Source organism: Streptomyces tsukubensis, from assembly GCF_003932715.1.
Classification (GTDB): domain Bacteria; phylum Actinomycetota; class Actinomycetes; order Streptomycetales; family Streptomycetaceae; genus Streptomyces; species Streptomyces tsukubensis.
In genome coordinates this window covers 3,191,516-3,203,619 of sequence record NZ_CP020700.1, presented here as the reverse complement: position 1 = coordinate 3,203,619, position 12,104 = coordinate 3,191,516, and the positions used below count along the sequence as shown (strand labels likewise).

Below are 12,104 nucleotides of genomic sequence, written 5' to 3'. Positions count from 1 at the left end.
GGGGGTGTTGGCTAGCATCGGGCCATGGATGCCTCCGCCGTCACCGTCCGTATCGCGTCCAGTGCCATCGCCCCCCTGGTCAAGAAGCTTTTCGTGCCCGGGACCGCGGGGGCCGGGCTCACCGACCGGCCGGTGCGGATAGCGAAGCTGGTCTCCTTCCGCGGCGAGGAGCAGGCCACGCTCGGGGAGTCCCATCTGCGGGTTCTCGCGACCGAGTTGGTCGCCCGTGCGGTCCAGGAGCGCGGGCCGCACGAGGCCATGCCCGTCTTCGTACGCCACCAGCTCATCCAAGCCCTCGTCGTCGCCCTCCACAGCCTGGGCGACCTCGACATGGAGGACGTCCAGGCCGTGGCGCTCGGGCCCGAGGCGCTCGCCGCCCGGCTCACCCGCCCCCGCGCGATGGCCGCGGAGACCGAGGCGTATTTCGACCCCCTCCTGGAGACCGCCTGCCTCCACATCCTCAACTTCTTCAGCACCCGCTCCACCTTCGTCCCGCGCACCCTCGTCGAGCAGACCCGGGCCATCGACCGGCTGATCGCCGCCACCGATCTGCTCCTCGACCGGATTCCGTCCCGGCTCGCCGAGGACACCCGCTTCGAGCAGCGGTACGCCGAGCACGTCCGCCACAAGTACGGCGAGCTGACGATCTACGGCCTCGACCTCAACCACGCCCGCGAGTGGCCGCTCGACGCCGCGTACGTCTCCCTGGAGGCCACCACCGCGGGGCCCGACGACATCCCCGTCCCGCTGCCCGCCGAGCGGGCCCTCTCCGGCCGGGACCGGGTGCTGCTGCGCGGACCGGCCGGATCGGGGAAGACGACCCTGGTGCAGTGGCTCGCCGTCGCCACCGCCCGGCAGAACTTCGACGAACTCGGCGGCCGGCTCAGCCATCTCGTCGGCCGGGTCCCGTTCGTCCTCCCGCTGCGCCGGGTGATGCGCGACGGAGAACCGCCGACGCCCGACACCTTCCTGCACGCCGTGCGGAGCACCGTCGCGGGCGCCCAGCCCGCCGGCTGGGCCGACCGGGTGCTGCGCGCGGGCCGCGCCCTCCTCCTCGTCGACGGCATGGACGAGATCCCGCGGTACGAACGCGAAGCCACCCGCCGCTGGATGCGGGAGCTGATGGCGGAGTTCCCCGGCAATCTGTGGCTGGTCACCACCCGCCCCTCGTCCGTGGGCGAAGGCTGGCTGACCGGGGAGCAGTTCACCGAGCTGAACCTCTCCGCGATGCAGCGCACCGAGGTCGAGCGTTTCGTCCGCCGCTGGCATACCGCGGCCCGCGCCGAAGAGGGCCTCGGCGATGCGCTGATCGACGCCATCCACACCAACGACGACCTCGGCAGGCTCGCCGTCAACCCCCTGATGTGCGGACTGCTGTGCGCGCTGCACCGGGAGCGCCGCGGCTTCCTCCCGCAGGGCCGCAAGGAGCTGTACGAGGCCGCCCTGCGCATGCTGCTGGAACGGCGCGACGTGGAGCGCGGCGTAGTGACGGAGAACGAGCTGCGGTTCTCCACCGACACCAGCATCGCCCTGCTCCAGAAGCTGGCGCACTGGATGATCCGCAACAACCGGCTGGAGATGTCCCACGAGGACGCCCTCGCCCAGCTGGAGCGCACCCTCGGCTTTATGGGCCATGTGCAGGAGGCGCCCGAGCGGGTGCTGCGCCATCTCATCGAACGCTCCGGGCTGCTGCGCGAACCCGCCGCCGGACGGCTCGATTTCGTCCACCGCACCTTCCAGGACTATCTGGCCGCCAAGGCGCTGGTCGAGGAGGGCGACTTCCCGCTGCTGCTGGACAACGCCCTCAACGACCAGTGGGAGGACGTGGTCCGGATGGCGGTGGCGCTGGGCCGCCCCGCCGAGCGGAAGCGGGTCATCAAGGGGCTGCTGGGCTATGTCGGAGGGGAGCGCGGCCTCGGTTCCCGTACGGTACGGAGCCTGCTGCTCGCCGCCTCCTGTCTCGACCAGGCCGTCGAGATCGACCCCGACGTCAGCCAGCGGGTCAAGGGCCTGGTGTCGGAGCTGCTGCCGCCGCCCAGCGCGCCCTTTGCGCGGATGCTCGCCGAGGCCGGCGGACCACTGGTGCCGCGGATGCTGCCGGGACCCGAGGGGCTCACCCACGAGCAGGCGCTGAACGTGGTCACCACCGCCACGCACATCGGCACCGACGCCGCCCTCTCGGTGCTGGTCCGCTACCGCGGCCACCCGTCCCGCCGGGTGCGGCGGCAGCTCGTGTGGTCGTGGGACCGGTTCGACACCGAGCGGTACGCCCGGGAGATCATCGCCCACCTCGACCCCGACGGCCTCTACTTCACCGCCCACAACCTCGACCATCTGCTGGCGCTGCGGGAGCTGGGCGGCCGGTCCCGCGTCCAGATCGCCGGTCCGTACCTCCCCCACGACCTCACCGAGAACCTCGACCCCGGACTGCTCACCCATCTCTGGCTGCGGGAGGGCTATCTGCATTCGGAGCGGCGGTGGCTCGACGCCTTCCCCGGCCTGCGGACGCTGGTGATCCCCGAGGGCGACTATCTGCTGCCGTCCGCCCTGCCGTCGCATCTGACCGTGATGTACGGGCGGTCGACGGACTACACGTGGAGCGCGCCCCGTCCGGCCGGAGCCTGAGCCCGTGACCGGCCGGTCCGTCAGCGCATCAGCTCGCCCGCGTTCACCAGCAGCGACTGGCCCGTGATGGACCGGGCCCGGTCGGAGGCGAGGAAGACCACCGCTTCGGCGACGTCCCCGTCCGTCGCCGGTTCCGGCAGCGCCATCCGCTCGGTGAGCCGGGCCCGTACCTCCGGCTCCGGTACGCCCTCCGCCCGCGCCGTGCCCCGGACGTACGCCTCCACCGGCGGACCCCACATCCACCCCGGCAGTACGGTGTTCACCCGGATCCGGTCCGGTCCCAGCTCCCGCGCCAGCGCGTACATCGCCGAGGTCAGCGCACCCTTCGACGCCGCATAGGCGGTCTGCCGCACCCGGGTGGGGGCCGCCACGGCCGACTGCGTGCCGATCAGGACCACCGAGCCGCCGCGGACGCGCAGCGCGGGCAGACAGGCCCTGGTCATCCGGAGGGTGCCCAGCAGATTGACGTCGACGACCCGGGCCCAGACGGCGAAGTCGGCGTCGTCGAGCCCGCCGAAGTGCCGGTCGAGCGCGGCGACATGGACCACCGCGTCGATCCCGCCGAAGCGTTCGACGGCGAGTGCGGCGAGGGCCGCGCACTGCGCCTCGTCGGTGATGTCGGTCGGCCGCCAGGCCGTACGGTCCCCGGCCGGATCGACGGCGGCGGCCGTCGCGGCGAGCCGGTCCCCGGTCCGTGCGCCGAGGACCGCCCGCCCGCCGTCGCGGATCACGGCCGCCGCGACCCGGTGCCCCAGGCCGGGACCCACGCCCGAGACGACGACGGTCCTGTCCCGGAGCGGCATCCGGATCCCTCCCGGTACTGGCGGCTTACCTGACGGACCGTCAGAGTAGGGGGGTTCACCGGAGGAGGGAAGACCGCACCCGGACGGGCTCAGGGGCTCGGCGGCTCAGAGACTCAGAGACTCAGGGAGGAGAGAAGCGATGCGATCCGAGAACGGCGGCGGCGGGGCGGAGGCGGACGGTACGGGGGAGCCGGGGGAGCCGGATCCGGCGGACACCCGGGCGGCGGACTACGCGGAGCTGGCCTCGGTGGGGCCGTACGGAGTCCGCCCCGGCCACGCCCTGATCACCATGGTCGAACCGCACCCCGGCCACGAGTACTCCTACAACCGCTGGTACGAGGACGACCACTACATCGCCGGGGCCATGGCCATGCCGTGGATCTACGCAGGACGGCGCTGGGTCGCCCCCCGGGACCTGCAACTGCTCCGCTATCCGGCGGACTCCGCGGTCGCCTCCCCGGTCACGGCGGGCTGCTACCTCTCCACGTACTGGATCACGGAGGGCCGCTACGACGAGCATATGAAGTGGACCGTCGGCATCAACCGGCGCCTCAACCGGGACGGCCGCGTCCACCACGGGCGGACCCATGTCTTCACCGCCTTCCACGACCATGCGGCGACCGTCTACCGCGACGGCGCCGCCGGTCCCCGCGATCACCACGCACTGGACCACCCCTATGCGGGGCTCGTGCTGGAAGTCGTCGACGCGGCCGGGCCGGAGCGGCGGAACGCCCTGCTGGAGTGGCTGCGGACCCGGCGGCTGCCCGGGCGGCTCCGGGGCTCCGCTGCCGCCATGGTGACCGTCTTCCGGCCCACCCCGCTGCCCGGCGACCGGATGACCTATGTGAAACAGGTCGAGGGGGTGGACACCCGGCTCACCCTGCTCTGGTTCCTGGAGGAGGACCCCCGCGACCAGTGGGAGGAGCGGTTCGGCGGCCTCGGTGAAGCGGTGGCGGCCACGGGCCTCGGCCGGGTCGAACTGGTGGCGCCGTTCGTCCCCACGGTCCCCGGGACGGACCGCTATGTCGACCGGCTGAGATGAGCCGGCCGAGACGAGACGGCGGCAGGCGGTCTGCCGGAAAGGGCCGAGCCCCCTCGGCCGGGACGGCGGACCAGTCGAGAGGGCTCTTCGTGCTCTTCACGCATGCTTCGTGCGCTTGGTGCTCTTCGTGCCGTGGGCGGCTGTCCGGCCGCCCGGGGAGGTCATTCTTCCGAGGGGGCTCAGCTTGTACGGAAGGCGCCCCGGCCGGCCTCGGACACGAAGGCGTTCCACGCATCGGGCACGAACGTCAGCCGTGGGCCCGCGGGCACCTTCGAGTCGCGGACCGCGATCTCGGCGGCGACGGGGGACTTCACCTCGACGCAGGCACCGTTGCCCCCGGAGTAGGAGGACTTGGTCCAGCTGTCGGTGGCGCCCTGAATGATGGCCATGATTGTCTCCGCTTCGGAAATTCCGGCAGTGAGTAAGGGGACCGAGCACCGACAACGTGCGGTGGAAGCGAGTGCTCCCGTGCCCTCCGTTGACGCTGTGTTGGTGCTTTGTTGGTGAACCGTTGACGTCTTCGACGCTACTCGCCGGACCCCGAGGGCGGAGCCGCCATTCACTCGGTCGGATGGCATATTCCATCCGACCCTTCCGCCACGCGCAGACAGGGGTGTATCTTCCGCAGTTCCCTTCCGGAGGCCACTTTTACGGCCCCGGGCGGAACGGCCTCAGGGCCTGCGCGCGTACTCCTTCGCGATGCCCTCGATAAAGGCCCGCGACTGCTCCACGTTCAGCGCCTGCGCCCGCAGGTGCTCGTACATGACCGTGTACTTGTGGACGTCCCCGCTCTTCTCCAGATAGAGATCGCTGGTGACGCCCTCGATGTAGACGACGCTGGAGTCGGCCGCGTCCGGGAACTCCAGAATCGCGTACTGCCCGTTGATCCCGGGGTGGGCGCCCATGTCGAACGGCAGCACCTGCACGGTCACATGCGGAAGCTGGCCCATCTCGACCAGATACTCCAACTGCTCCTGCATCACATGCCGGCTGCCGATGACCCGGCGCAGCGCCGCCTCGTCGATCACCGCCCACAGGCGCAGCGGCTGCGTATCGTCCTTCACCCGGCCCTGGCGGCGCATCCGGACGTTGACCCGTTTGTCGATCTCGGCCTGGCTGTTCTCCGGCGCGGCACCCGCGACGACGGCTTCGGCGTACGGCCGGATCTGCAGCAGCCCCGGCACCACCTGCGGTTCGTACACCCGCAGATTGGCCGCGTCGGTCTCCAGACCGATGTAGACGCTGTACGGGATATCGCCGAAGGCGTGCCACCAGCCCTGCTGCCGGGAGTCCTTGGCCATCTGCATCAGCGATTCGACGACCCGGTGGTCCTCGACCGCGTACACCCCGCAGAGGTCCCGGACATCCCGCTGACTGATGGACCTGCGGCCGTTCTCCAGTCTGCTGATCTTCGACTGGGAGACCAGGAGACGATCGGCCACCTCCTCCGCCGTCATGCCCTGGAGCTCGCGCAGCCGGCGCAGCTCCTGGCCCAGACGGCGCCGCCGGACGGTGGGGTTGACGTTGGATGCCACGGAACAGCACCTCCGCTGAAGTAGCTGAGCGTACTTACTGCTCAGCAGATTGCCACCAACGGATGCCGGTGCGCTGCGAAATGGCCACACGGGCGACGGCCTGCTATGGGGTCGGGCGGGCGGCGGGCCGGGACAGGGGGATGCGCGGGGCGGCCCACGGCCGGCCCCGCGCATCCTTCGTGCGGCTCCCGAACGTCGCGGACCCGCGCCGCCGTTACGAGGCGGCACGGTCCGTACGTGTCAGTGCGCGGCGACCCGTGCCATCCCGGAGCGGCGCGCCGGCATCGCGACACTCGCGCTCTGCCGGTTGCTGCCGCCCGGGGTACCCGGGGCCCGGCGCGGCTGCACGGCCGCGCCGTTCTGGACGTCCATCACGGCGTGCGCCACGAGACCGCCCATCGGGTCGTGCCTGATCAGGTCCCGCAGGCGGGAACGTGACGAGCGGCCCTCGTTGCCCGGGTACAGATGCTTGCCGAGCCCGACCGCATGGGCCAGCGCGGCGAGCGCCGCGGTCCGCGGGTCCGGCGGCACACCGGTGCGGATCGCACTGTCCAGCCGGGCCCTGATGTCGCGGCTGATCGCCGTGTCCGTCGCCTGGTAGCGAGTCGTCGGCAGTACGCCGCACATCTGGCCCGCGACGGCATGGACCATGCCGCAGCGCTCCAGATGCGCGAGGTAGATCTGACGGAGACCCAGCCGGGGTCCGCCGATCCAATGGACCGCCCGGACCGGGCTGCCGCGGCGGCGCAGCAACTCCAGTGCGGAGTCCAGTGTCGGATCTCCTGTCGGCCGTGGCATCACCACGGCGATACGATCCCCGTCCGGGGCTATCCGTCCCGCCAGAGCCAGCTCCACAAGCTGGGCTCCGGCAAGGCCGAGGTCGAGCGACTGCGGCTGCGCTGTGGTACCCGTGGCCGGGTCCAGAGCGAGCAGCAGCAGCTCTTCCGGAAGTGTTCTGCGGCTCCTGCCCATCCATGCCTCCCCGCGTGGATGAATGACAGGGTGACCCCTCTCACATTGGTCTGTCGAGAGTGCCTGAGTGCTTTGTACGGGAACCAGTAGGTATGTCGTTCTCGTCTAGGGGCAGGGAACGTGTTCTCACACAGGACACTGAGAGATGGTTCGGACAACACGGGCCCCGGTTGGGCGGAGCGCAGCGACCGCCTGTATTTCTGAAGGATCTTCTGCTGGACCACCCACCGGATCGTCCGACGGACGTACGGGCGGCTGCGGTTCCCGGCGGCAGGTGCAGAGCGACGTTCATGGTTCATCGAGGAGGCACGGTGGCGGGCGAGTCCCCCGACAAGTCGGAGCAGCGGAAGTCGTCGGGGGAGACGGCTCCGGGTGAGCGCGACCCTCGGCTTGCGACGGCGGTCCACCCCGACCAGCCGACGGCGGTCTTCACCCTGCCGCCCGATCCGGACGCGGAAGCGGACGGGGAGACGGACGGGGACACCGGCAGCGAGTCGGAAGCCGGTCCGGACGCCGATGCCTCCGCCGATGCCGATGTCGATGCCGATGTTGAGGCCGACTCCGACTCCGACTCCGACACCGACACCGACACCGACGCGGACGAGAACGAGAACGAGGACGCGGCAGTACGGGAGGCCGGGCTGCGCGCACTGGCGGCCGGAGCGGACGCTCCCACCGCCGAAGTGACCGCGGTGGTACCCGCGCTGACGCTGAGCGCTCCGGAGAAGCCCCGGGAGGCCCCGGAGGCTCCCGAGGATGCGGAAGAGGCCACGGAGGCCGCTGAGGGCGCACCGGACGCCGTCGCGGACGGCGGCAGCGACGAGGGCGGACCCCGGAATGCCGCGGACGCCACCGACGAGGTCGCGGCCGACGAGGACGGAACCGGTTCGGTGGACCGCGCGACGACCGTCCTTGCGGCAGGTTCCGCGGCCGCGACGGTGGGCGCGGACGAGGGCGAAGGTGACGGTGGCCGCGGCGCAGTGGCCACCGTGACGCGCGAGGAGCCCGAGGCCGGGTCCGATACGGACCAGGATGCCGATGAGGACGCCGGCGACGCCGCCGATGCGGACGCGGACGACGACGCGGACGAGAGCGGTGACGAGAAAGACGACGAGAAAGACGACGGCAAGGGTGACGGCAAGGGTGACGGCAAGGGCGACGACAAGCCGGCCGTCGACACGCCGACCGCCGTTCTCGGTTCCCTGCGCAAGCCGGTCGCGGGCGCGCCCGCCGTGGACAGCCCCACCACCGCACTGAAGCTGCCCCCCGCGCCCCGCCCGGAGAGCGACCCGGCCGCCGCGGACGCCGAGACCGGCAGCAAGTCCGACGCCGAGCCCGACGGCAAGAGCGGTGACAAGGGCGACGGCAAGGGCGGTGACAAGGGTGACGACAAGGCCGGTGACGGGGCCGACCGCAGGGCGAGCACCTTCGTACCGCTGAAGACCACCGAGCCGAAGCCCGCCCCCGCCGTACCCCCGGCCGCGGCCCCGGCCCCGGTTCCGGCCGCCGCGCCGCCCGTCCCGGAGGCCGCCGCGTTCGCCGAGGCCGAGCGGACCCGTCAGCAGCCGATGCCGCCGCTGCCGCCGATGGACCTGCTCGCCGAGCTGACGAACACCCCGCCCACCCCCATGCGCAAGGTGGCCCGGCGGTTCAAGATCTGGACCCCGCTGGTGCTGCTGCTCATGGTCGTCGGCGCGGTGGCGCAGATACTGCGCCCGCTGCCGCCGCCGGACCTGGAGCTGTCCACGCAGCCCACCTTCACCTTCAAGGGCGCCAAGCTCACCCTGCCGTTCCCGGCGGACGGTCAGGGCGCCGTCGCCGTCGAGGGCGTCGGCACCATCGGGACCTACGGACCGCAGGAGGTCGCCCCGACCGCCAGCGTCGCCAAGGCCATGACCGCGTACGTCGTCCTCCGCGACCGGCCCCTGAAGAAGGGCCAGGAGGGGAAGAAGATCACGGTCGACAAGCAGGCGGCGGAGGAGACCAAGCGGCGTGACTCCGAGTCCGTCGCGGAGCTCTCCGAAGGGCAGGAGTACACGCAGAAGCAGATGCTCCAGCTCATGATGATCCCGTCCGGGAACAACGCCGCCCGGCTGCTCGCCCGCTGGCACTCCGGTTCCGAGGCGGCCTTCGTCGCAAAGATGAACGAGGCTGCGAAGAGCCTCGGCATGAACAGCACCGTCTACACCGACCCCAGCGGTTTCAAGAAGACCACCACCTCCACCCCGGAGGACCAGCTCAAGCTGGCCGAAGCGGTGATGAACGACGAGGTGCTGCGGGAGATCACCAACACCACCATGACGGATGTCCCGGGTGCCGGGTCGATTCGCAACGGCAACGACCGGGCGCTGCTGCTCGACGGTGTCGACGGCATCAAGACCGGCTCCTCCACCCCGGCGGGCGGCAATCTCCTCTGGTCGTTCGTGAAGCCCATCGACGGCACGCTCTACCGGGTCAACGGCATCGCGATGAACGCCCGGAGCGGGGACTCGCCGTACCAGAAGACGCAGAAGGCGATCGACTACAGCGTTGCGATGATCAACGCGGCCCGTAAGGGTCTGGCGGGGGCGACGATCGTGAAGAAGGGCGAGCCCGTCGGCTATCTCGACAACGGCCTCGGCGGCCGGGTGCCCGTCGTCGCCACCAAGGATCTGAAGGCGGTCGGCTGGGGCGGTCTGGAGCTGCGGCTGAACCTCACCATGAAAAAGGGTGACCTGCCGCGCTCCGGCAACGCGGGCGATGTGATCGGCGAGCTGTCGATCGGTTCGGGACCGGCGAGGGAGATCGTGCCGGTCGCCCTCCGGGAAAATCTGACCGAGCCGAGCCTGACCGACAAGCTGACCCGCCTGGGCTGACGGCGGGAGCTCCCGCCTCGGTACCTGTCCGGGCGGGGAGCGGCCACGGGGGTGTCCCGGATTCCGGGGCGCCCCCGTGTTAGCGTCCCGGAGCCGCCGGGGCCGGGACCCGCCCGGGCGGGGCAACCCCGGCCGCCCGGTCCGGCGTCCTGATGGAAGGACGACCCTCTCGGGTACCGTCGGTAGACCGACCACAGCGGTCCCACGGACCACGACCGTCACGATCACACCGTGACACGACAGACGGGGAGAGCTGCAGTGAGCACCGCGGAGCCGGTCAGGACCGACGGCGGCGGACCCGGGACGGGGTCGCGAATACGGCGCCCGCCCGTGGACGGGACCGAATCGTCCGGCTCACTCCTCGTACCCCGACCGTCCGGAAAGTCCGGTTCATCCGCTCCGGCGGATGCGTCCGGACCGTCGGGATCTGCGGGATCATCGGGTGCTGCGGGTGCTGCGGGATCACGGGGGCCCTCCGGCTTCCCCGGCCCCTCCGGCACCCGGCCCGGGGTGTTCGCCGACCTCTGGGACCGGCTGACCCGCCGCCCGGTCGTCGTCACCACCGCGGTCGCCGCGGTCGGCCATCTGGTCTGGTTCTTCTTCTTCGCGAACACCGGCGGCGATCTGGCCGCCCAGGACGCCTGGGCCGAGTTCGTCGGACGCCACCCCGACTCCGCGTACAACCTCGCCTGGTACGGCGGGATGCACCCGGTCTCGTACAGCGTGGTCTCCCCCTATCTGATGTCCATCATCGGCGTCCGGCCCACGATGATGGTCGCCGGTACGGTCTCCGCCGCGCTGACCGCGCTGGTCCTGGTCCGGGTCAGGGCGGTCCGCAATCCGCTGCCCTGCGCGCTCGCCGGGGTCTTCGCCTTCCTGTGCAACGCGCTCTCCGGCCGGGTCACCTTCGGGCTCGGCATGATGTTCGCGATCGGCGCGGTCGCCGCGGTCTTCTGCTGGCCGCACCGCTGGCGCACCAAGCGCTGGGCGAAGGCCGCCGTCGCCGCCCCGCTGGCCGGACTGGCCACCGCCTCCAGCCCGGTCGCCGGGCTCTTCCTCGGAGTCGTCGCTGCGGCGCTCTTCCTGAACAAACGCCGCCCGGGCTCCTACGCACTGGGGCTGGCACCGGTCGCGGTCGTCGCCCTCTCCTCCTGGCTGTTCCCCTTCTCGGGCACCCAGCCCATGTCGCTGGGGACGGTGTCGCTGCCGTTCATCTTCTCGGTGCTGGTGTTCGTGCTGGTCCCGAAGGAGTGGCGCACGGTCCGTACCGCGTCCGCCGTCTACGCCCTCGGGACCGTACTGACCTGGGTGATCGACTCGCAGATCGGTTCGAACATCACCCGTCTCGCGATGCTCTTCGCGGGCGTCGTGCTGCTGGCCGCCCTGCCCTACGCGGTACCGCGCTCGCGCCGCTGGTACGCGCTGGTCGTCGCCTTCGCCGGGCTGAACTTCTGGATCGGTTTCAAGGCCGTCGACGACGTCGTGCGCACCGCGCCGACCGCCTCCTGGAACTTCGAGCTGGCACCGCTGGTCGACAAGCTGAAGGATCTCGACGCCGAACGCGGCCGGGTCGAGGTGGTCCCGGCCCGCAGCCACCGCGAGGCCTCCGCGCTCGCCCCGTACGTCATCCTGGCCCGCGGCTGGAACCGCCAGGCCGATATGGAGCGCAACCCCCTCTTCTACGACAACGAGAAGACCCTCACCGCCGCCGACTACCGGGCCTGGCTGGACCGCTGGGCCGTGCGCTACGTGGTCCTGCCCGAAGGCACCCCGGACGTGGGCGCCAAGCAGGAGGCCGAGCTGGTCAAGAGCGGGCTGCCGTATCTCACCCGGGTCTGGGGCGACGCCAACTGGCAGATCTTCGCCGTCAAGGACCCGGTGCCGCTGGCCGACACCCCCGCGAAGGTCGAGTACACCGGCGCCGACCAGCTGCGGATCACCGTCGAGGACCCCGGCCGGGTCCTCATCCGGATCCCCTACTCGCCCTGGCTGAGCATCGTCGACGAGAAGGGCAAGCGGATGAAGGGCCCGGAGGAGACGGAGGAGTCCAAGCAGCGCGGGGACGGCGAACCGAAGAGCTTCACCAACGTCAACGGCTGTCTCATCAAGACCGAGAAGGACACCGAGGGCGACGAGTGGACGGAACTGCTCGCCCCGCACGCCGGGACCTACCGGATCGCCGGCCCCTACGACGTACCGCGCGGCACGCCCTGCCCCGACGAGCTGAAGTAGCCGCGGCCCCGGGCGGCCGGGTGGGTGCACGGAGCAACGG

At 71.2% G+C, this 12,104-nt stretch carries 8 protein-coding genes; 4 read left to right on the top strand and 4 right to left on the bottom strand.

What is annotated here, in order from left to right:
* Positions 1–24: 24 nt before the first annotated feature.
* Entirely contained in the window at positions 25–2,625 is a 2,601-nt protein-coding gene (locus B7R87_RS12455; RefSeq protein WP_006706010.1) for an NACHT domain-containing protein, read from the top strand.
* 20 nt (positions 2,626–2,645) lie between these two features.
* Here the strand turns inward: B7R87_RS12455 and B7R87_RS12450 are convergent, their stop codons facing one another.
* Positions 2,646–3,428 carry an SDR family oxidoreductase gene (locus B7R87_RS12450; protein ID WP_006706011.1) on the bottom strand — a complete coding sequence of 261 codons (783 nt, stop codon included), beginning with the start codon at positions 3,426–3,428 and terminating at the stop codon, positions 2,646–2,648.
* 139 nt (positions 3,429–3,567) lie between these two features.
* Here B7R87_RS12450 and B7R87_RS12445 point away from each other — a divergent pair, with 139 nt between their 5' ends.
* On the top strand, positions 3,568–4,470 hold the full coding sequence (locus B7R87_RS12445; RefSeq protein ID WP_006706012.1) for a hypothetical protein: 903 nt from the start codon (positions 3,568–3,570) through the stop codon (positions 4,468–4,470).
* A gap of 179 nt (positions 4,471–4,649) precedes the next feature.
* On the opposite strand, the gene B7R87_RS12440 is transcribed toward B7R87_RS12445, so the two are convergent.
* From B7R87_RS12440 to B7R87_RS12430, 3 genes are all read right to left on the bottom strand, one after another.
* Complete coding sequence (locus B7R87_RS12440; RefSeq protein ID WP_006706013.1) at positions 4,650–4,859, bottom strand: DUF397 domain-containing protein; 210 nt, start codon at positions 4,857–4,859, stop codon at positions 4,650–4,652.
* Between the two features lie 282 nt (positions 4,860–5,141).
* Positions 5,142–6,005 carry a helix-turn-helix domain-containing protein gene (locus B7R87_RS12435; RefSeq protein WP_006706014.1) on the bottom strand — a complete coding sequence of 288 codons (864 nt, stop codon included), beginning with the start codon at positions 6,003–6,005 and terminating at the stop codon, positions 5,142–5,144.
* Between the two features lie 240 nt (positions 6,006–6,245).
* Positions 6,246–6,977, bottom strand: a complete 732-nt coding sequence (locus B7R87_RS12430; protein ID WP_006706015.1) for a GOLPH3/VPS74 family protein — start codon at positions 6,975–6,977, stop codon at positions 6,246–6,248.
* A gap of 311 nt (positions 6,978–7,288) precedes the next feature.
* On the opposite strand from B7R87_RS12430, the gene B7R87_RS12425 reads away from it, so the two are divergent.
* Entirely contained in the window at positions 7,289–9,832 is a 2,544-nt protein-coding gene (locus B7R87_RS12425) for a D-alanyl-D-alanine carboxypeptidase family protein (protein ID WP_130585113.1), read from the top strand.
* A gap of 258 nt (positions 9,833–10,090) precedes the next feature.
* Positions 10,091–12,064: an MFS transporter gene (locus B7R87_RS12420; protein WP_391116611.1), complete on the top strand. Its 1,974-nt coding sequence runs from the start codon at positions 10,091–10,093 to the stop codon at positions 12,062–12,064.
* Positions 12,065–12,104 lie beyond the last annotated feature (40 nt).

Bases quoted from the DNA above. Each gene is read 5' to 3' on its own strand.
- B7R87_RS12455 (WP_006706010.1), top strand. From the start codon at position 25: ATGGATGCCTCCGCCGTCACCGTCCGTATCGCGTCCAGTGCCATCGCC.
- B7R87_RS12450 (WP_006706011.1), bottom strand. From the start codon at position 3,428: ATGCCGCTCCGGGACAGGACCGTCGTCGTCTCGGGCGTGGGTCCCGGC.
- B7R87_RS12445 (WP_006706012.1), top strand. From the start codon at position 3,568: ATGCGATCCGAGAACGGCGGCGGCGGGGCGGAGGCGGACGGTACGGGG.
- B7R87_RS12440 (WP_006706013.1), bottom strand. From the start codon at position 4,859: ATGGCCATCATTCAGGGCGCCACCGACAGCTGGACCAAGTCCTCCTAC.
- B7R87_RS12430 (WP_006706015.1), bottom strand. From the start codon at position 6,977: ATGGGCAGGAGCCGCAGAACACTTCCGGAAGAGCTGCTGCTGCTCGCT.